The sequence below is a fragment of the Streptomyces sp. NPDC006450 genome (assembly GCF_040612195.1).
In the GTDB taxonomy this organism is placed as follows: Bacteria; Actinomycetota; Actinomycetes; order Streptomycetales; family Streptomycetaceae; genus Streptomyces.
The window spans coordinates 17,158-36,535 of record NZ_JBEXPT010000017.1 but is presented as its reverse complement, the minus strand read 5'-3'; the positions used below and the strand labels follow the sequence as shown (position 1 = coordinate 36,535).

Here is a 19,378-nt window from a genome sequence, read left to right as displayed (position 1 = left end):
CCCCAGCTTCAGCCGACGCGCTTTCCAAGTACGAGAATTCGGGTGCGCATGGCATTGACCCTCCCTCCGGCGGGAGGGTGATGTCAAGCGGGTGGGACGGGCGTCTCATTATGTGAGCCTCTGTGGATGACCATCGAGCCCCCTGGCGAACCACCGGCCAACGCGGGTTGGGCCGCACCGCCCGGTACTGGGAACGTACCGCGCACGAGCGCTCGCCGCAGCCTGTACTCGTCCAGAGGGCCGGAGAAGGCCATTCCCTGCCCATGGGTGCAGCCCATCGCGCGCAGTGCCATGACCTGCTCCGGGAGGTCCACACCCTCTGCCACCGATTGCATGCCGAGGTCGTTTGCGATCCGCAACAGACCTGCGGTGATCTTGTGGAGCCGGGGGGATTCCACGACCCCCTCGACCAGGCCGCGGTCGAGCTTGAGCATGTCGACGGGGAGCCGGCGCAGCGCGCTGATGGCCGCGTAACCGCTGCCGAAGCCGTCCAGGGCGATCAGGACCCCGAGGCGGCGCAGCGCCGCCAGGCGGCGCTCCAGGTCGTCGAAGGGCACCCTGGGGTCGGAGACGGCGAGCTCCAGGACGAGCGCGCCCGACGGCAGGCCGTTACGGGTCAGCAGGGCTTCCACGGAGCCCAGCGGCATCGACCGGTCCAGCAGCCGCTGCGCGGTCATCCGTACGGCCACGGGGACGTCGTGCCCGGCCCGGTGGCGCTCGGCCGCCTGCCCGACGGCCTCCTCCAGCAGCCAGCGCCCCAGCTCGGCGGTACGGGAGGCGTCCGGCACCGCCGCCCGAGCGGTGGACCCGCCCTCGCTGTACTCGGCGACCCGCAGGAACTCGGCGGGGGTGAACAGGATCCCCTGGGCGGAACGCCACCGGGCCTGCGCCACCACGGCCGAGATCTCACCCGAGGCCAGGGAGACCACGGGCTGGTGCAGCAGGGCGAACTCCCCGTCGTGCAGCGCGGTGCGCAGCCGCCCCGCCAGTTCGGCCTTGCGGACGACCTCGGCCTGCATCTGGGGCGCGTACATCTCAACCCGGTCCTTGCCGCCCGCCTTGGCCCGGTACATCGCGAGATCCGCGTTGCGCATGAGGTCCGAAGGGGTGATGCCGGGGTCCGCGAAGGCCACGCCGATGCTGGCGGCGACCCGGACCTCGCTCCCGGCGATCCGGTAGGGCTGGGAGAGGGTGGTGCGCAGCCGGTCGGCGATCTCGTGGACCTGGTACTCGCGGGCGCCGCGGTCGCGGTTGCCGTCGCCCAGGATCAGTGCGGCGAACTCGTCGCCGCCGAGGCGGGCCGCGGTGTCCCCGGCCCGGACCGAGTCCTGGAGCCGGCGGGCGGCCTCGATGAGCAGCTCGTCACCGGCCTGGTGGCCGATGGTGTCGTTGACCGCCTTGAAGCCGTCGAGGTCGATGAAGAGCACGGCGGAGCTGTGGTCCCCGGCCCGCCGGCCGGTGAGGGCCTGGCGGACCCGGCGGGTGAACAGGGCCCGGTTGGGGAGGTCGGTGAGCGGGTCGTGCTCGGCGCTGTGCTGGAGCTGCGCCTGGAGCCGCACCCGCTCGGTGACGTCCCGGCTGTTCAGGATGAGGCCGCCCTGGTGGCGGTTGACGGTGGACTCCACATTGAGCCACTCGCCGCCGCCCGATCTGAACCTGCACTCGATGCGGGTGGTCGGCTCCTCGGTCGGCGGCGCGGCCAGGAAGCGGCGCACCTCGTGGACCACGCGGCCCAGGTCCTCCGGGTGGATCAGGGTGGCGAGCTCGGTGCCGACCAGCTCTTCCGCCTCGCGGCCGTAGACCCCGGCGGCGGCGGGGCTGACGTAGCGCAGGGTGCCGGTGGGCGCGGCGATCATGATGACGTCGCTGGAGCCCTGGACCAGGGAGCGGAAGTGGTTCTCCTTCTGGGCCAGCTCCTGGGTCAGCGCGATGTTGTCGAGCAGCATGATGCCCTGGCGGATGACCAGGGCGAGCACGACCGTGCAGCCCGTGAAGACGACGACCCGGTCGACCTTCCGCCCGTCCACCACGTTGTAGAGGATGCCCAGCGTGCAGACGGCCGCCGCGAGGTACGGGGTGAGGGCGGGCAGGGAGCCGGTGATGGGGCGGCTGTGCGGCCGCTCGGCGCGCGCGTGGGCCACGGGGTCGGGGCCGGAGTACATGCGGCGGGCGCCCCAGGGCGCGTACGCGAGGAGCAGCGAGCCGGCGAACCAGCCGGCGTCGAGGAGCTGGCCGGACTGGTACTCGGCGCTGAGCAGCGGCGAGGTGAACAGCGCGTCGCTCAGCACGGTCAGGGCCAGGGCCGCGATGGCGGTGTTCACGGCGGAGCGGTTGGTCTCGGAGCGGCGGAAGTGCAGCACCAGCACCATCGAGACGAGCGCGATGTCCAGGAGCGGGTAGGCCAGCGAGAGGGCCGCGCGCGGGACGCTGCCGGGGGCGCCGGACTGGGCGGTGCGCGCGGCGTGCGCGAGGGCCAGGCTCCAGGAGAGGGTGAGCAGGGAGCCGCCGATGAGCCAGGAGTCGAGGCCGAGGCAGACCCACCCGGCTCGGGTGACCGGGCGCTTCGCGAGGACGAGCAGGCCCACGATGGCGGGCGGTGCGAAGCAGAGGAAGGCGAAGTCGGCGAGGGAGGGCTTCGGCACGGCTTCGCCGAGGACCACCTCGTACCAGCCCCAGACCGCGTTGCCGCAGCAGCCCATGAGCGAGGAGAAGGCGAACAGCAGCCAGGCCGGGCGCTCCCGGCTGTCAATGGCCCGGGCGTATGTGAAGCAGGAGACGGCGGCGAGCAGGCCTGCTGCGCTGAGCCCGAAGTCGCCCATGATCTCGGCGAGATCCTCGGAGCCCCAGCCGAGGGCCGCGCCCACCGCGTACCCGCTGCTGACCACCGCGAGGAGGAGCTGCATCGCCAGCCCCTTGGCGCCGCTGCCGCCGCCGGCGAGGGGCCGGCGGGTCAGCAGCGCCGCCCCCGGGGTGCTCACCGGTCCCCCTCGCTGGCTGGTTCCGGCGCAGTCCAGTCCCGGCACCGTCGCCTCCGGCGGCTTCGCCGCATCGGATCCTTCGTCCATTGGCCGTGCATCGCCCGTCGCCCCCCAAAGTGTCCGATCACTCCCCAGCGCCAGACGTTCGTGGCGCAGCCCCTTGTTCCGGACGATACACCACTTTCGTCACTCAGGGACATAGTTTCTCTACGCTCCGTCACCAACAAGGGAGTTGTACCCACCGAGCGCATTCGGACGAACGCGGAGCGTGCGCACCGCACGTCATTCCGTGATCAACACCGTGTTCTCCACGGGCTCTCCGGCGGCGAACCGGCGGAGCTGGCGGGCCACCAGGCGCTTGGCCCGCGGCTCGAACGCGGAGCTGCTGCCGCCCACATGGGGCGTGATCAGGACACCCGGAGCATGCCAGAGCGGATGGCCTGAAGGCAGCGGTTCCGGATCGGTGACGTCCAGCGCGGCGCGCAGTCGGCCCGACTCCACCTCCGCCAGCAGGGACTTGGTGTCGACGACGGGCCCGCGGGCCACGTTCACGAGCAGCGCACCGTCCTTCATGCGGCCGAGGAACGCAGGCCCCGCGAGCCCCCTCGTCTCCTCGGTGAGCGGCGTGGAAAGGATCACCACGTCGGCCGCGGGCAGGAGTTGGGGCAGCTCGGCGAGGGCGTGCACCGGCCCGCGCGCCGTGGTGCGCGCCGTCCGCGCGACCCGGACGATCCGCTCGCACTCGAAGGGCGCGAGCCGGTCCTCGATGGCCGCGCCGACCGCTCCGTAGCCGATGATCAGTACGGACTTGTCCGCGAGGGCCTCGTAGAACCCGAAGCGCCACTCCTCGCGGTCCTGGCCGCGCACCATGCCGGGGATCCCGCGCAGGGAGGCCAGGATCAGGGTGAGCGTGAGCTCGGCGGTGCTCGCGTCGTGGACGCCCTTGGCGTTGCACAGCCGTACGCCGGGGGCCAGGTCGCCGAGGCCGCCCAGGACGTGATCGACCCCGGCGGTCAGGGTCTGCACGATCCGCAGGCGCGGCATCGCGGACAGCGGGCGCAGGGTGACGGCCGGGGACTTCATGTACGGGGTGACGTAGAAGACGCAGGCGGCCGGATCGGCCGGGAAGGTCTCCTCGCCGTCCCAGTGGCGGTAGCGGAAGGAATCGGGCAGGCCCTCGATCTCCTCGGCGGGGAAGGGGAGCCATACGTCGGGAGTCCCGGGTGTCTCTGCAGTCATGATCAGGAGGCTATGCCAGGGGATCCGGATCGAGCCGTTAGTTTGTGTGCCGGAACCGGGAGGACCAGGGCGACCAGGGGGGACGCACGGTGGAGCGCAGGTCGATCGGGGCGGGGGCGTTGACGGTGGGTGCCGTCGGCCTCGGCTGCATGCCGATGAGCGGGGCGTACGCGCCTTCGCGCAGGCGGCGCGAGGACTCGCTGCTCACCGTGCACACGGCTCTGGACCTGGGGGCGAACCTGCTCGACACCGCCGATCTGTACGGCCCCTACACCAATGAGCTGCTGCTCGGCCGGGTGCTGCGCGAGCGCCGGGCCGACGCCTTCGTGTCCGCGAAGGCGGGACTGCGGGCCGACGGGGTGCACGTGGTGGCCGACGGGCGCCCGGGATACCTGCGGCGGGCCTGCGACGCCTCGCTGCGGCGGCTGCGCACCGACGTCATAGACCTGTACCAGCTGCACCGGGTCGACCCGGACGTGCCGGTCGAGGAGTCCTGGGGCGCGATGGCGGAGCTGGTGGGCGCGGGGAAGGTGCGGGCCCTGGGCTTCTGCGCGCTGGGGGCGGGCACCGGACCGGGCGCGGGACGGCGCGGCGACCCCTCGTACGCGACGACCGTGCGGCACCTGGAGCGGGCGCAGCAGGTGTTCCCGGTGAGCGCGGTGCAGGCGGAGCTGTCGGTGTGGTCGCCGCAGGCGGCGTGGCGGCTGCTGCCGTGGTGCGCGGCGCGGGGCGTGGGGTTCCTGGCGGCGATGCCGCTGGGGAGCGGGTTCCTGACCGGGACGCTGGTCCCGGGTGAGGGGTTCGAGCCCGAGGACGTACGGGCCCGGCATCCGCGCTTCACGGCGTACGCGATGGCGGCGAACCAGGTGCTGGTGGCGGGGCTCCGGCGGGTCGCGCGGCGGCACGGGGCCGAGGTCACGGCGGCGCAGGTGGCGCTGGCGTGGGTGCTGGCGCAGGGTCCGCAGGTGGTTCCGGTGCCCGGGGCCGGGCAGGCGCGCTGGGCGGCGGAGAACGCGCGGGCGGCGGAGGTGCGGCTCACCGCCGAGGACCTGGTGGAGCTGTCGGAGCTCCCGGTGCCGATGGGAGCCTGAACCACTCGATCGAGTGTACGAGTGGCGGAACTTGGGGCATGGTCTGCGCTGTTGAGTCGTGTGAGGGCACGATCGGAGGACCGGAGGGGAGTACGGCGATGCGATACGGACACGAGCAGGGACACGTGCGGGGGCACGTGCAGGGGCCGGGGCAGGGACAAGGGCAGGGGCAGGGGCCGGGGCAGGGGCAGGCCCACACGCCGGACCAGGACCGGGTGCAGGGCCGGGCGGGGGCGCCGATGCGGGCCTACGGCGGCCCGCGCGGCGGGGCCCGTGGGGTGCTGGCGGCGTTCGCCCTGGCAGGGTGCGGGGCACTGCTGGCGGCGGGGTGCTCCCCGCCGAACGGCGCCGGGGCCCGGCCGAGCGAGTCGCCACCGGGCACGACGGCGGGCTCCGCGCCACCGGGGGCCTCGGGCACCCCCTCCGCCTCCGCGTCGGCCTCCGCACCGCCGGCCAAGGGCCAGGTGACGGTGACCGGCGTGGCCGCCCAGGGTCTGGAGTCCCCGTGGGGGGTGGCTCCGCTGCCCGACGGGAACCTCCTGGTCGCCTCCCGGGACAAGGGCACGATCAGCCGGGTCGACGTGGGCACCGGCGCCGTGACCCCGGTCGGCACGGTGCCCGGAGTGGCCCCGGGCGGCGAGGGCGGGCTGATGGGCCTGGCCCTGTCCCCTTCCTTCGCCTCGGACCGCATGGTGTACGTCTACTTCACCACCGAGTCCGACAATCGCATCGCCCGGCTGCGCTATGACGAGAAGAGACCGGCCGGCGAGCAACTGGGGGCGCCCGACACGGTGTTCAGAGGGATCCCCAAGGGGCTCATCCACAACGGCGGGCGGATCGCCTTCGGCCCGGACAAGATGCTCTACGCCGGGACGGGCGAGACCGGGGAGACCGGGCTGGCCCAGGACAAGAAGTCGCTCGGCGGGAAGATCCTGCGGATGACCCCGGACGGGGAGCCGGTGCACGGCAATCCGGAGGCCGACTCGGTCGTCTACTCGTACGGGCACCGCAATGTCCAGGGTCTCGCCTGGGACAAGGACAAACGGCTGTGGGCGGCCGAGTTCGGGCAGAACACCTGGGACGAACTGAATCTGATCGAGCCCGGCGCGAACTACGGCTGGCCGGAGGCCGAGGGCAAGGCCGGCAAGCCGGGGATGCGCGACCCGGTGGCGGTCTGGAAGACCGACGAGGCCTCGCCGAGCGGGATCGCCTGGGCGCAGGGCTCCGTCTGGATGGCCGGGCTCAGGGGGCAGCGGCTCTGGCGGATTCCGCTGGCGGGGACTGAGCCGGTGGCGGAGCCCGAGGCGTTCCTGGCGGGCGAGTACGGCCGTCTGCGCACCGTGGTGCCCCTCGGTGGGGACAGGTTGCTGCTGGTCACGAGCGAGACGGACGGGCGCGGGTCGCCGGAAGCCGGTGACGACAGGATCCTGACACTGACGGTGCGATGACCAGCGGGCCCCGACGGGGGGACGAAAGGTGCGGTGGGCGCGGTGTTCAACATGATCGAGGAGCTGTTCAGTCCGGGGCGCAAGCACACGGACGAGGAGAAGAAGCGGCTGGAGCTTTCCCGGATCGACGTCAATGACGGCGACCCGGGAAAGGGCCCGATAGACCTGGACTCCGGCAAGGTGCTCGTACGCGCGAAGGAGCACCCGGCGGCCTAGGTCCTGTCCGGCGGATCTTGTGACTGTCTGCTTGTCCGGTCGTTAGATCGAGCATGGGGCGGGGAGATCTGACGAATGCGGAGTGGTTGCGGCTTGAGCCGCATCTGCCCGCCGTCGGCCTGCGCGGTGGACGCTGGTGTGACCACCGCCAGGTGGTCAACGGGATCCTGTTCCGAGTGCGGACCGGGATTCCGTGGCGAGACCTCCCAGAGCGATACGGCAGCTGGAAGACGGTCTACGAACGCCACCGGCGTTGGTCCGCCGACGGCACATGGGATCGGATCCTGCGGTCGGTCCAGGCCGATACCGATCTGGCGGGCCGGCTCGACTGGAGCATGGTGGGCGTCGACTCGACCACGTGCCGGGCCCACCAGCACGCGGCCGGGGCCCGCAAGGCCGCCCCGAGAGTCCCGAAAAAAGAACGACGCCTCGAAACCACCGCCCCGACGAGGGACTCGGACGGTCCCGGGGCGGCCTGACCTGCAAGATCCACCTCGCCGGCGAGGGTGGCTGCCGCCCGCTGGCCCTACTGATCACCCCGGGCCAGTGGGGCGACGCACCCCAGTTCACCGAGGTCCTCGCCCGGATCCGCGTCGCCCGGCCTGGCGGCGGGCACCCCCGCACCAGGCCGGACCACGTCAGCGGCGACAAGGCATACAGCTCACGCCGCAACCGCAGCCACCTGCGAAGACGACAGATCAAACACACGATCCCGGAACCAAAGGACCAACGGGCCAACCGCAAACGCCGTGGCAGCAAGGGCGGTCGGCCCACCGGCTTTGACAGCGAGCTCTACAAACGCCGCAACGAAGTCGAGCGGACAATCAACCGGCTCAAACACCACCGGGCCGTCGCCACCCGCTACGACAAACGCGCCTACATTTTCCACGGCACCATCACCACAGCAACCATCAGACTCTGGCTCCGCGAATGATCCGCCGGACAGAACCTAGGCGGACCTGCCCTCACCGCGTTCCGGCCGCCTGCGCGGTGACGGGGCCGAAGAGCCGCAGCCGGTGGGCCAGGGCGGCGGCCTCGCCGCGGCCCGCGACGCCGAGCTTCGCCAGGATGTTGGAGACGTGCACGCTGGCCGTCTTCGGGGAGATGAAGAGCTCCCCGGCGATCTGCCGGTTGGTGTGGCCCGCCGCGACCAGGCGCAGCACGTCCCGTTCGCGGCTGGTCAGGCCCAGCGCCTCGACCGGGTCCGCCTCCGGAGCGAACAGGGCCGTGGCGGCCGCGTCCACCGGGACGAGCGGGAGCCTGGCGCGCTGCGCGAGCAGGGCCAGGTCCTCGCGGAGCCTGCGGGCGCCGAGCTGCTCGGAGGTGGTGTAGGCCTCCTGGAGCAGCCCGGCAGCGGCCTCGCGGTCCCCGCCGGCCGCCAGCAGGGACTCCACGAGCCGGTACCGGGCCCTGGCCAGCAGGTAGGGGCGCTCCAGGGGGCGTACGGCCTCTTCCACGGCCGTCCAGTCGGCGACGGTGTCCCGGGCCTCGGCCCGCAGCAGCTCGGCCCTGAGGTACTCGGAGTGGGCGCTCCACACCGGGACCGGAGTGGCCAGGGACCGGGCTGCGGTGCGCAGCACCGTCAGTGCCTCCTCGCGGCCGGCCTCCGCGGCCGGCAGGCCCCGGGCCTCGGCTTCGGCCGAGGCGGCGGCGAGCAGCAGCGGCCAGGCGTAGCGGTGGTTGCCGAGGGGGAAGCCGTGGTCGATGACGGCGGCCACCTCGCGGCGGACGTCGGCTATCCGGCCCTCCCCCGCCGCCACGCCGATCGCGAGGCGGAACAGCGGGATGCGGTGCTGGGGCTGGCCGTCGTGGGACCCGAAGTGGGCGCGGGCGGCGGTGAGCTGGCCTGCTGCCTCGGCGAGTTCACCGCGCGCCAGGGCCAGGTAGGCCAGCCGTACGACGGCGGCGGCGCGCGGGGCGGCGCTGCTGACGAGGGTCAGGGTGCGCCGGGCCTGCGTCGCGGCCTCCTCCCACCGGCCGAGGCTGTACAGGCTCTCCGCCAGGTTCCCGCGGATATAGGCCTCGGAGTCCATCAGATGGGAGTTCTTGACCAGTTCGGCACCCTGCTCGGCCAGTTCCACGGCTTCGCGGGACCGGCCCAGGCTTTCCAGATGCGAGGTGAGGTTCACATGCGCACGTCCCACCAGCATGCCGAGTCCGAGTTCGGCGGCCCGGTCCTTGACCGCGTACATCTCGGCGAGGCCGCGTTCGGGTTCCCCCGAGTCGACGAGCAGACTGCCGACGGTGATCCGGGCGTTGAGCTCGGTGTCCTCGGCGCCGACCATCCGCGCGTACTCCACGGCGCGTTCGGCGGCGACGAGGTTGTCGGGCCCCGGCTTGTGGAGCATGCCCCAGCTCGCGGCCCGGACCAGGACGTCGGCGTGCACCTGGGACGGGGGCAGCCCGCGGACGAGCTCCTGCGCCCTGGCGAGCTCCTCCCAGCCGTCGCCGCGGGCGAGGCTGGCGATCATCCGGGAGCGCTCGGTCCAGAACCAGGCGGCGCGCAGCGGGTCGTGGCCGTCCTCCAGCAGCCGCAGGGCCGTCTTGGTCAGCTTCAGCGCGCGTTCGCGCTCGCCGCCGAAGCGGGCCGCGACGGTGGCTTCGGCCAGCAGGTCGAGGCGTTGCAGCGGGGTGGTCGCCGGGTCGCAGCCGCAGGGCGGGTAGACCTCGGTGTAGTCCGCCGGGCGCAGTTCGCCGCGCACCTCCTCCGGTACGGCCTCCCACAGGTCCATGGCCCGCTCCAGCAGGCGCAGCTGCTCGGAGTAGGCGTGCCGGCGCCGGGCGGCCACCGAGGCCGCGAGGACGGCGGGCAGGGCCTTGACCGCGTCGTTGGCGTAGTACCAGTAGGTGGCGAGGCGGATGATCCGCTCCTCCGCGCGGATCAGCGAGTCGTCCTCTTCGAGCTCCTCGGCGTAGCGGCGGTTGACGCGGGCGCGTTCGCCGGGGAGCAGGTCGTCGGAGACGGCCTCGCGGACCAGGGAGTGGCGGAAGCGGTAGCCGTCGCCGTCGGAGGTGGCGAGGAGGATGTTGGCGCCGACGGCCGCGCGCAGGGCCTCGATCAGTTCGTCCTCGGTGAGCCGGGTGACGGCGCGCAGCAGGGCGTACTCCACCGTGGAGCCGCCTTCGGCGACGATGCGCACGACGCGCTGGGCGGCGTCCGGGAGGACTTCGACGCGGACCAGGAGCAGGTCGCGCAGGGATTCGGTGAGGCCGGTGAGGCAGCCGCTGGCGCGGGAGGCGACGAGTTCCTCGACGAAGAAGGCGTTGCCGTCGGAGCGGTCGAAGACCGATGCGACGAACTCCTCGTCGGGCTGCGAGGCGAGGATCCCGGCGAGCTGGCGGCGTACTTCGGCCCGGTTGAAGCGGGACAGCTCGATGCGCTGGACGGTGCGCAGCCGGTCGAGCTCCGCGAGGAGCGGGCGCAGCGGGTGGCGGCGGTGGACGTCGTCGGCGCGGTAGGTGGCGACCACGACGAGCCGGCCGCTGCCGAGCGCGCGGAAGAGGTAGGAGAGCAGGTGCCGGGTGGAGGTGTCCGCCCAGTGCAGGTCTTCCAGGACGAGGACGACGGTGCGGTCGGCGGCGAGCCGTTCCAGCATCCGGGCCGTCAGCTCGAAGAGCCGGGCGGTGCTCTCCTCGTCGTGCGGGCCCCGCGGGGTCTCGCCGAGTTCGGGGAGGATGCGCGCGAGTTCGTCCTCCTGGCCGACGGCGGCTGCGGCCAGTTCGTCGGGGAGCAGGCGGTGCAGGGTGCGCAGCGCCGTCGAAAACGGGGCGAAGGGAAGTCCCTCCGCCCCGATCTCCACACAGCCTCCGACGGCGACGACCGCGCCGCGGCGGTCGGCCTCGCAGAGGAACTCCTCGGTGAGGCGGGTCTTTCCGACTCCTGCCTCGCCGCCTATGAGCAGTGCCTGCGGCTCCTGGCCGGCGGCGCGCGTCAGGGCGTCGGTGAGTACGGCCAGTTCGTCGGCTCGGCCGACGAACACCGGGCTGACAGATCTGGTCTCCACGCCGCCGAGCATCGCACAGAGGCCCTGCCCGTCGGCACTGGATATCGGTGCGCCTCTCATCACGTGCCGGTTCGCACGGTCTCGCGACGCGGGTTACGCGGCGCGGGTGAACCGGCCGCGCTGCCCTCTCACCGACCCCTCCGGTTCCTGGCTCCGGGAGAAGAGGCGGCGGGCCTTCTTCGCTTCCTGGGCCAGGCGGTGGGCGTCGGCCTCGCGGATGAGGTCGTCGCGGCGGGCGGTGGCGATCTCGTACTCGAACATCTCGTGCTCCCTGGTTCGCGTTTCTCGGACACCTCGTTCGGTGTGATCCAAGATTCGCGCCCCAGGGGGTGCCGGCACATCGGGAGCATGCCGCATCTGCGCGGGCCGGGGGCCTTAGGCCGGGACCCGGGGTCCCTGAGGTGGCCTAAGGCAGTACCTAGGCGGGCCGCCGCACAGGGGCGAACGGCCTAGGCGGCGGGGGCCGCCGGGAGGGCGAGGAGATACATGAACGCGAAGGCGAGCACGCCGATGGCGGCGACGACGACGGCGGCCCAGGACACGGAGCGGACCCAGGCGGGGAGGGTGCGGCCGGGGGCGCCGAAGGCCGGGCGGGCCAGCACGAAGACGGCGAGGAGCAGCGCGATCGTCGACAGGACACCGTTGACCAGGGCGGTCATCTGCCAGGCGTTGCCGTACAGCGCCTCGATCTTGTCCTCGGTGGTGGTGGCGGTGGCCGAGCTGATCTGGCCCTTGAGGGTCTCGCGCTCGCCTATGACGCGGGAGGTCCAGCTGCCGCTGAGGGCGATCAGGCCGAGACCGGCGGCGACGATCGCGGAGGCTCCGGAGGCGACACCACTGCTCTGCTTCTCGTCGGCCGCGGCGTCGAGCTCGTCGAACTCGTCGTCGAGGTCGGTGGCGAGCTCCTCGCCCGTGACCTCCTCGGTGGCGGCGGTGTCCGCGGCGGCCGGGGCGGTCGTCTCGTCGGTGGCGGCCTTCTTCAGGTCGGCCGGGGAGTCCGCCTCGGGAGCGGTCGGGGCGGGGGTCTTGGTGGTGTCCATGCGGGGCACCGTAGGCGGCTTTTCTGAGAGGTTCCTGAGAATCCGGCCGGGCAGCGTGCAGCGCCCCGCCCCGGTCCCCGGGGAGAACCGGGGCGAGGTGGGGGCGGGCGGGCGCGGGGGGCGGTTACGCGGGGCGGGCCGCGGACCACTCGTGGGCGAGCAGCGCCCAGATCTCGGTGTCCTGGCGGACGCCCCGGTGCAGGTGGTTCTGGCGCAGGACGCCTTCACGGGTCATGCCGAGGCGCTCGGCCACGGCGAGGCTCTTCTTGTTGCCGGAGGCGGCGTGCCATTCGACGCGGTGCATGCCGCGCTCGCCGAAGGCGTAGTCGATCAGGACGCGGCAGGCCTTCGTCACCAGACCGCGGCCGGCCGCCTCGGGCTCCAGCCAGCAGCCGATCTCGCAGTTGCCCGTCCCCGCGTCGAACGCCGGGAAGAGCACCCCGCCCACGAGGGTGCCGTCGAGCCGGATCCCGAAGAACCGTGCGCCGTCCTCCCCCGCCTTCACCGCGTACTTGGCGAGCAGGCCACGGGCAGACTCCAGGTCCACGGAGCGGTCCGGGAAGCCGACGTACTGGCCGATGAACTCGCGTCCGCGTTCGATGTGGGCGAAGAACTCCTCCGCGTGCCGTGCTTCCAGCGGGAACAGCTGGGCGTCGTCGGCGAGGTCTATCGAGAACATGCGCGGTCTTCCTTGGCTATCGAGCGGCGGGTGGCCGGATCACCGGGAGCTGGTCGCGGGCTCGGCCGCGTCCTCGCTCGTGACGGGGTCCGCGCCGGGCCGCTGCAGGGGAAGTTTCGCATGCGGACGGCGCTCGGGGGGCTCAATGCTGATCTTCGGGAGCCGGCGGTCCAGCCAGGCCGGCAGCCACCAGTTGGCTCCGCCGAGCAGGTGCATCAGAGCCGGGACGAGCAACGTCCGCAGGACGAATGCGTCGAGGGCGACGGCCGCGGCGAGCGCGATGCCGAACATGGCGATGATCCGGTCGCCGCTGAGTACGAAGGCCAGGAAGACGGAGATCATGATGACGGCCGCCGAGTTGATCACCCGGCTGGTCTCGGCGAGGCCGACGCGCACCGCCCGCTGGTTGTCCCCCGTCTCCAGCCATTCCTCGTACATCCGGCTGACGAGGAAGACCTGGTAGTCCATGGACAGCCCGAAGAGCACCGAGACCATGATCACCGGCAGGAAGGGCTCGATGGGCCCCGCGCTGCCCAGCCCCAGCGTTTCGCTTCCCCAGCCCCACTGGAAGATCGCGACGACGACTCCGAAGGAGGAGGCGACGGCGGCGACGTTCATGGCGGCCGCCTTGAGCGGGATGCCGATGGAGCGGAAGGCCAGCAGCAGGAGCACGCACCCGAGCGCGATGACCACCCCGACGAAGAGCGGCAGTTTGCCGACGATGACCTCGGCGAAGTCGTCGTACCCGGCGGTCACGCCACCGACGTGCACCTGCATGGAGTTCTCGTGGCCGGCGCGGGGGATGACGTCCTCGCGCAGCCTGTCGACGAGCTCGCTCGTGGCCCGGGACTGCGGAGAGGAGTCCGGTACGACGGTGACGACGGCGGTGTCGCCGCTCCGGTTGAAGACCGCCGGTCCGGCCGCCGCCACGCCCCGGGTCGTACGGAGCGACTCGGCCAGCGCGTCCACGGCGACCCGGTCGCCGGCCCCGCCGAGGCGGGCGACCACGGTCAGCGGGCCGTTCATCCCCGGGCCGAAGCCCTCCGCGAGCAGGTCGTAGGCCTTGCGGGTGGTGGACGCGGCCGGGTTGTTGCCCTGGTCGGAAGTACCGAGATGGAGGGAGAGCGTAGGCAGTGCCAGCACCATCATGACCGCCGTCGCGACCAGGCCGAGCAGCTTCGGATGGCGCTCGACGAAGGCCGACCAGCGGGCGGCGAAGCCGGTGACCGCGTCGGGCTGCGGCCCCTCGGCGGCGAGCTTGCGGCGCTCGCGGCGGGACAGCGCGCGCATGCCGATGTACGACAGGAGCGCGGGCAGCAGGGTGACCGAGGCGGCGACGGTCAGGACCACGGTGAGGGAGGCGGCGATGGCGACGCCGTTGAGGAAGTTCAGCCGGAGCACCAGCATGCCGAGCAGCGCGATGCAGACGGTGGCCCCGGCGAAGACCACGGCCCGGCCGGTGGTGGCGACGGCGCTCTCGGCGGCTTCAGCGACCGGGAGTCCGCGTTTGAGGCCCTTGCGGTGGCGGGTGACGATGAAGAGCGCGTAGTCGATGCCGACCCCGAGGCCCACGAGGGTGCCGAGCATCGGAGCGAAGTCGGCGACCGGCATCGCGTGGCCGAGCAGCGTGATGCCGAAATAGGCGGTGCCCACGCTGACCAGGGCGGTCGCGAGGGGCAGCAGGCTGGCGGCCAGCGATCCGAAGGCCAGGAACAGCACCACCGCGGCGATGGCCACACCGATGACCTCGGCGAGGTGCGCGGTGGGGGCTTCGGTGAGGCCGATGGCCCGGCCGCCGAGCTCGACCTGCAGGCCGTCGGCCTGGGTCGCCGGGTTCCGCGCGGCGTCGACGACGGCCTGAGCCTCGCCCTTCGGCACCGAGTCGGCCTGCCGGTCGAAGGTGACCACGGCGTAGGCGGTACGCCCGTCGGGGCTGATCCGGGCCCCGCTGTCGGGTTCGGGACCGTAGGGGCCGGCAACCGATCCGACACCGGGCAGGTCGGCTATGGAGTCGAGGGCCCGCGTCATGCGCTCCTGCACGGCCGGCGTCCGCACGCTCTGTCCGGCCGGGGCCCGCCACACGATGGTGTCGGTATCGCCGCCCTGCCCGTGGAAGCCTTCCCGCAGCAGGGCGTGCGCCTTGGCGGACTCGGTGCCGGGCACCTCGTAGTCGTTGGAGAACGCCGTCCCGGCGCCGACCGCGGCAGCGGCGGTCCCGCCGAAGGCGAGGAGCCAGAGCAGGACAGCAACGAGTCGGTGCCGCATGCACCAGCGTGCGAGGGCTGACAACGGACGGGCTCCCTGGTGGTTCGGATCTTTACCGGGGAACGGCCCGTCGGAAAGAACGCGTGAACACTGAAAACTGAACGCTGGGCTTGAGCGTTGAGCGTCTGCAATTTTGGTGCGTGCGGTTGTGGCGCGTGCGGTTGTGGCGCGTGTGGTTGGCCTACCCTCAACGATCGCAGCGTCGCGTGATCGTTGGCGGCCTTCGTGGGCAGCGTCACAGGTGTTCGGGCAGGTGCGGGACCATGGTCACACGGGCTTCGGAACGGAGGTCCGGCCGGACTGGTCGTCGGGCTGGTCGCCGGGATCGTTGCCGGGCTGACTATCGGGTCGGCTGCGGGGCTCGCTTGCGGGCTCGCCGGCTGTCGTTTCGCCGGGCTCCTCTTCGGCGCGGTAGCCCGGCAGTGAGGGCCAGCGGACGGTGAGCACCACCGAGTCCTCCTCCGCGTACCAGGAGTGGTCGACTCCGCGCCCCCACACGACGTAGTCCCCTTGCTCGGCCAGTACGACGCTCCGGCCGGGGAACTCCAGCCGGAACCGGCCGCTGACCAGCACCTGCAAGGCCGTACGGGACTCTCCGCGCACCCACTGCGCCCGCGCTTCACCCTTGGGGTGGACACCCCACTTGATCTCCACGTCCTCGCTGTGGCGGGGATCGCCAGGCTCCTTGAAGTGCCCCAGCAGCCAGCCCCGGTCGACGGCGGCGTCGGGGGCGGCCTTGCCGGTGTAGAGGGAGGGGTGGGCGGTGGGGGTGAGGTGGGTGAGGTGGGTGAGGTGGGTGAGGTGGGTGGGGTGGGTGAGGTGAGTGGGGTAGGTCGGGTCGGTCACGGGGTGAGGTTAATGCAGTTGTCGGACACGTCGGCGGCTGGTGAGCTGGCCGGATGACCATGGATACGGATGACCTGCTGAAGGTGCGCGCCGAGTTCGACTCCGTGATGCGACGGGATGCGCTGCCCGACACCAGCGACGCGCGCGTGGAACGAACAGGCGCGGTCGTACGGCAGATCGTGCCCGGCACCGGAGGGAACACGGTGCTCTGGTCGGACCTCGACGAGCACACGGCGGATGCGGTGATCGCGGAGCAGGTGGCGTTCTTCACGGAGCTGGCGGATCGGGGCGAGATCCCATCGGCGGAGTTCGAGTGGAAGCTGTACGGCCACGACCGCCCCGCCGACCTCGGGGACCGGCTGCGCGCGGCCGGCTTCGTGGCGGAGCCCGCGGAAACACTGCTGGTGGGACGGGTGGAGAACCTCGCCACCCTGTCGGTGGAACCGCCGGAGGGCATCACCCTGCGGGTGGTGACCGATGAGGCGGGCGTGGACCTGATGATGGAGGCCCACCGCCGCGCCTTCGGCGCGGATCTCCCCCGCATCAAGGATCTGATGCTCAACCTGCTGCGGGACGAGCCGGACACGATCGAAGCCGTCGTCGCGATGGCGGGCGACACCCCGGTGAGCGCGGCCCGGATGGAGATGCGCCCGGGGAGCCCCTTCGCGGGCCTGTGGGGCGGTGGCACGGTCCCGGAATGGCGGGGCCAGGGCATCTACCGCCTCCTGGTAGCCCACCGCGCCCGCGTGGCGGCGGCCCGGGGCATCCGCTACCTCCAGGTCGACGCGTCGGAGGACAGCCGCCCGATCCTGGAACGGCTGGGCTTCGATGTGGTGGGGGTCACCGTGCCTTGGGTGTGGGAGGGGTAGGGGGGTAGCGGCAGCGGGGTACCGGGATGTTGGCGGGGGTCGGGTGGGTTGGGCTGCGGGCCGGTCCTTGGCTGCGTGGGGTTTCGGGGGGCGTCCCGGCAGTCCAGTGTCCTTTCGGTGTGGGCCGGTCCCTCAAGGGCGCTCCCTTTGGTCGCGTCGCTACGCGATGGCCTTCGGCCACCCTTGACCGACCGGCCCACACCGAAACGCCACAAGACTTCCGGGATCCCCCCGGGGAACGGCCGGGAGGGACGAGTGGGGAGGAGCGGCCCCGTCTGAGATGCCCAGGCCTTCTCCGGCCAGAGGGCATCCGTACCCGGCCCCGGCAGGACCGTGACCTCGGCCGGTACGGACGCGCGGGGCGGTCAGAGCATCCAGGGCCGGGCGTCTGGGCACCCTTCCCGTGACCGTCGACCGCCACCACGAGCGCAAGGGGGACGGGAAGCACCTCAGGGTCGGGGGGCGCGACCGATCGCTACACAGTCCCACTCGGCTCAGCGACTGCGGACCGGCCGCGGCTGGGCATAGGCCGCACACGGCCAGTTCCCCTCCCACTCGGCTCAGCGACTGCGGACCGGCCGTGGCTTGATGTAGGTGGCGGTCATGAGGGTGTCTTCCGTGATGTGGGGTGGTGGCGGATCTGCGGACGGCTTCTCCGTCCTCACGACCTGGCAGAGGGATCGACCGACCGGCTCCCACCTCGGCAACAGAGAAGGTGGGACGGACGCTCCCGCACGGTGGGAGCTGGGTACGGGGCGGGGGTCAGGAATTGGTGTTGAGGAAGCCGATGGTTACCGCACCCCACCAGCAGAGCTGCGAGATGACCGCGGTGGCGCCGCCCCAGAGCAGGAGGCGGGGGGTGGCCTCGGACGCGGCAGCGAGGCGGTGGCCGAGGAGGCCGGCCTGAAGACCGTTGAGGGTCAGGAGGACGACGAGCCCGAGCTTGGCGAGGGTGAGGGACGAGTTGAGATCGGGTTCCAGCATCATCCCGCTCACGACGAGACCACCAAGTCCCGCCCAGATCGGTACGTGAAGCCGGGAGGTCGCACTGACCACCTCGGCGAGCGGGCAACGCCCCATGGCCCACAGCAGACCGTAGTAGTCAGCGGACAGAACCGCGCCGAAGCCGACGACGAGCGAGGCCAGGTGGGCGAAGAGCGCAGCCGTGTGCAGGGCCGGGTCGGTCTTCATGTGAACGGAGATCCACAGCCCGATCGTCAGAACGATCATCGCCCCGAGCCCTGCGGCCACGACCGTCCACCAAGAGTCGTACAGGCGGACAGGACGAGCAGACAGATCAGCGGCAGGGGACGACATGGGGGTGAGCTCCGAGGGCAAGGCGGCCGCGAACGCGACTTGGGCGAGGTAAGGCTTACCTAAACATTCCTCAACGTCAAAACCCGTCCACAGCCCAAGACGCACATCCGGCGGCCTTCATGCCCCTTTGGGCATATAAATCCAGCCATCTAAATCAAGCCACGGCCGATCCGCAGTCGCTGAGCCGAGTGGGAGGGGAACTGGCCGCGTGCGGCCTATGCCCAGCCGCGGCCGGTCCGCAGTCGCTGAGCCGAGCGGGACTGTGTAGCGATCTGTCGCGCCCACCGACCCTGAGGTGCTTCCCGTCCCCCTTGCGCTCGTGGTGGCGGTCGACGGTCACGGGAAGGGTGTCCAGACACCCGGCCCTGGATGCTCTGACCGCCCCGCGCGTCCGTACCGGCCGAGGTCACGGTCCTGCCGGGGCCGGGTACGGATGACCACCGGCGGGAAGCCGCTCGCACGTGACCGACCGGGCCGCTCCTCCCCACTCCTCCCCCCGGCCATTCCCCGGGGGGGGATCCCGGAAGTCTTGTGTTTTTCCGTGGTGGGACGGTCCGTCAAGGGTGGCCGAAGGCCATCGCGAAGCGACGCGACCGCAGGGAGCGCCCTTGACGGACCGTCCCACCACGGAAGGACGCTCGACTGCCGGGACGCCGCCCGGCACCCACGCAGCCACCGACCCGCCCGCAGCACCCACCCACCCCCGACCCCGCACACCACCACCCCCGATGAGCAGGACGGCGCGAACGCCTTCCGCCGCCCGGGACCGACGGGGCAAGATCTCAGCCATGGCAGCAACAGAATCCGCTCACCGTGTCGCCCCTCCCCTCGCCGGGGGCGAGCGCGAGACCCTCCGCGCGTACCTCGACTTCCACCGGGCCACCCTCGCCTGGAAGTGCGAGGGCCTCACCGACGAGGAACTGCGCCGGCAGGCGTCCCCGCCCTCCACGCTGTCCCTGCTCGGGTTGGTCCGGCACATGGCGGAGGTGGAGCGGCACTGGTTCCGGCGTACCTTCGGCGGGGCCGAGGTCCCCCATCTGTGGTCGGACACCCACGACTTCCAGGCCGCCTACGACGCCTCCGGCTCGACCCGCGCCGAGGCCTTCGCGGCCTGGCGGGCGGAGGTCGACCACGCCCGCGCGGTGGAGGCGGCCGCCGAGTCCCTGGATGTGACGGTGCGCGTCGAGAAGTGGGAGGAGGACGCCTCGCTGCGCCTGCTCATGCTGCACATGATCCACGAGTACGCCCGCCACAACGGCCACGCCGACTTCCTCCGCGAGGCCGTCGACGGCGCCACGGGCGCCTGAGGCGGACCCGACCCCCGACCCCGCCGCGTCACTCCACCCCGCCCTCCACCCCGTCACCCCGCCCCTCACCCTCGATCCG

General features: G+C 72.1%; 14 protein-coding genes and 1 pseudogene. 6 read left to right on the top strand and 9 right to left on the bottom strand.

Translation table 11 applies throughout. The features are described from left to right. Positions 1–83 precede the first annotated feature (83 nt). The gene (locus ABZY57_RS09075; protein WP_356509742.1) at positions 84–2,903 is read right to left on the bottom strand and encodes an EAL domain-containing protein; all 2,820 of its coding nucleotides are present in this window, start codon (positions 2,901–2,903) and stop codon (positions 84–86) included. A gap of 357 nt (positions 2,904–3,260) precedes the next feature. Beyond that, entirely contained in the window at positions 3,261–4,217 is a 957-nt protein-coding gene (locus ABZY57_RS09070) for a 2-hydroxyacid dehydrogenase (protein WP_356509678.1), read from the bottom strand. A gap of 89 nt (positions 4,218–4,306) precedes the next feature. Here ABZY57_RS09070 and ABZY57_RS09065 point away from each other — a divergent pair, with 89 nt between their 5' ends. The 4 genes from ABZY57_RS09065 (at position 4,307) to ABZY57_RS09050 (ending at position 7,906) form a co-directional block, all read left to right on the top strand. Continuing rightward, entirely contained in the window at positions 4,307–5,308 is a 1,002-nt protein-coding gene (locus ABZY57_RS09065; protein WP_356509676.1) for an aldo/keto reductase, read from the top strand. Between the two features lie 239 nt (positions 5,309–5,547). Continuing rightward, entirely contained in the window at positions 5,548–6,756 is a 1,209-nt protein-coding gene (locus ABZY57_RS09060; protein ID WP_356509740.1) for a PQQ-dependent sugar dehydrogenase, read from the top strand. A 42-nt stretch (positions 6,757–6,798) separates the two neighbouring features. After that, positions 6,799–6,972: a DUF6191 domain-containing protein gene (locus ABZY57_RS09055; RefSeq protein ID WP_356509674.1), complete on the top strand. Its 174-nt coding sequence runs from the start codon at positions 6,799–6,801 to the stop codon at positions 6,970–6,972. A 53-nt stretch (positions 6,973–7,025) separates the two neighbouring features. Continuing rightward, positions 7,026–7,906, top strand: a protein-coding gene (locus ABZY57_RS09050; protein ID WP_356509672.1) for an IS5 family transposase whose coding sequence is annotated in 2 segments (ribosomal slippage) — positions 7,026–7,386 and positions 7,386–7,906 — 882 coding nt in all. Because the reading frame shifts where the segments join, the coding sequence is not laid out codon by codon here. 31 nt (positions 7,907–7,937) lie between these two features. Here ABZY57_RS09050 and ABZY57_RS09045 read toward each other — a convergent pair. From ABZY57_RS09045 to ABZY57_RS09020, 6 genes and pseudogenes are all read right to left on the bottom strand, one after another. Further along, positions 7,938–10,988: an AAA family ATPase gene (locus ABZY57_RS09045; protein WP_356509738.1), complete on the bottom strand. Its 3,051-nt coding sequence runs from the start codon at positions 10,986–10,988 to the stop codon at positions 7,938–7,940. A gap of 81 nt (positions 10,989–11,069) precedes the next feature. After that, positions 11,070–11,237, bottom strand: coding sequence for a hypothetical protein (locus tag ABZY57_RS09040; protein ID WP_356509670.1), 168 nt, complete (start codon positions 11,235–11,237; stop codon positions 11,070–11,072). A 188-nt stretch (positions 11,238–11,425) separates the two neighbouring features. Continuing rightward, positions 11,426–12,016, bottom strand: a complete 591-nt coding sequence (locus ABZY57_RS09035) for a hypothetical protein (RefSeq protein ID WP_356509668.1) — start codon at positions 12,014–12,016, stop codon at positions 11,426–11,428. Positions 12,017–12,140: 124 nt separating this feature from the next. Continuing rightward, positions 12,141–12,695, bottom strand: coding sequence for a GNAT family protein (locus tag ABZY57_RS09030; protein WP_356509666.1), 555 nt, complete (start codon positions 12,693–12,695; stop codon positions 12,141–12,143). 39 nt (positions 12,696–12,734) lie between these two features. Next, positions 12,735–14,984: an MMPL family transporter gene (locus tag ABZY57_RS09025; protein ID WP_356509664.1), complete on the bottom strand. Its 2,250-nt coding sequence runs from the start codon at positions 14,982–14,984 to the stop codon at positions 12,735–12,737. A 387-nt stretch (positions 14,985–15,371) separates the two neighbouring features. Next, a pseudogene (locus tag ABZY57_RS09020) lies at positions 15,372–15,662 on the bottom strand (signal peptidase I); the annotation flags it as partial. 203 nt (positions 15,663–15,865) lie between these two features. Between ABZY57_RS09020 and ABZY57_RS09015 the strand changes: the two are divergent. Continuing rightward, on the top strand, positions 15,866–16,675 hold the full coding sequence (locus ABZY57_RS09015; RefSeq protein WP_356509736.1) for a GNAT family N-acetyltransferase: 810 nt from the start codon (positions 15,866–15,868) through the stop codon (positions 16,673–16,675). A gap of 762 nt (positions 16,676–17,437) precedes the next feature. Here ABZY57_RS09015 and ABZY57_RS09010 read toward each other — a convergent pair. Next, on the bottom strand, positions 17,438–17,905 hold the full coding sequence (locus tag ABZY57_RS09010; protein WP_356509662.1) for a hypothetical protein: 468 nt from the start codon (positions 17,903–17,905) through the stop codon (positions 17,438–17,440). Positions 17,906–18,780: 875 nt separating this feature from the next. Between ABZY57_RS09010 and ABZY57_RS09005 the strand changes: the two genes are divergently transcribed. Beyond that, positions 18,781–19,299, top strand: coding sequence for a DinB family protein (locus ABZY57_RS09005; RefSeq protein ID WP_356509660.1), 519 nt, complete (start codon positions 18,781–18,783; stop codon positions 19,297–19,299). The last annotated feature ends 79 nt before the right edge of the window (positions 19,300–19,378 follow it).

Coding starts and splice junctions, on each gene's coding strand:
- ABZY57_RS09075 (WP_356509742.1), bottom strand. CDS start 2,903: ATGCAGCTCCTCCTCGCGGTGGTCAGCAGCGGGTACGCGGTGGGCGCG.
- ABZY57_RS09070 (WP_356509678.1), bottom strand. CDS start 4,217: ATGACTGCAGAGACACCCGGGACTCCCGACGTATGGCTCCCCTTCCCC.
- ABZY57_RS09060 (WP_356509740.1), top strand. CDS start 5,548: ATGCGGGCCTACGGCGGCCCGCGCGGCGGGGCCCGTGGGGTGCTGGCG.
- ABZY57_RS09045 (WP_356509738.1), bottom strand. CDS start 10,988: ATGCTCGGCGGCGTGGAGACCAGATCTGTCAGCCCGGTGTTCGTCGGC.
- ABZY57_RS09040 (WP_356509670.1), bottom strand. CDS start 11,237: ATGTTCGAGTACGAGATCGCCACCGCCCGCCGCGACGACCTCATCCGC.
- ABZY57_RS09035 (WP_356509668.1), bottom strand. CDS start 12,016: ATGGACACCACCAAGACCCCCGCCCCGACCGCTCCCGAGGCGGACTCC.
- ABZY57_RS09030 (WP_356509666.1), bottom strand. CDS start 12,695: ATGTTCTCGATAGACCTCGCCGACGACGCCCAGCTGTTCCCGCTGGAA.
- ABZY57_RS09015 (WP_356509736.1), top strand. CDS start 15,866: ATGGATACGGATGACCTGCTGAAGGTGCGCGCCGAGTTCGACTCCGTG.
- ABZY57_RS09010 (WP_356509662.1), bottom strand. CDS start 17,905: ATGATCGTTCTGACGATCGGGCTGTGGATCTCCGTTCACATGAAGACC.
- ABZY57_RS09005 (WP_356509660.1), top strand. CDS start 18,781: ATGGCAGCAACAGAATCCGCTCACCGTGTCGCCCCTCCCCTCGCCGGG.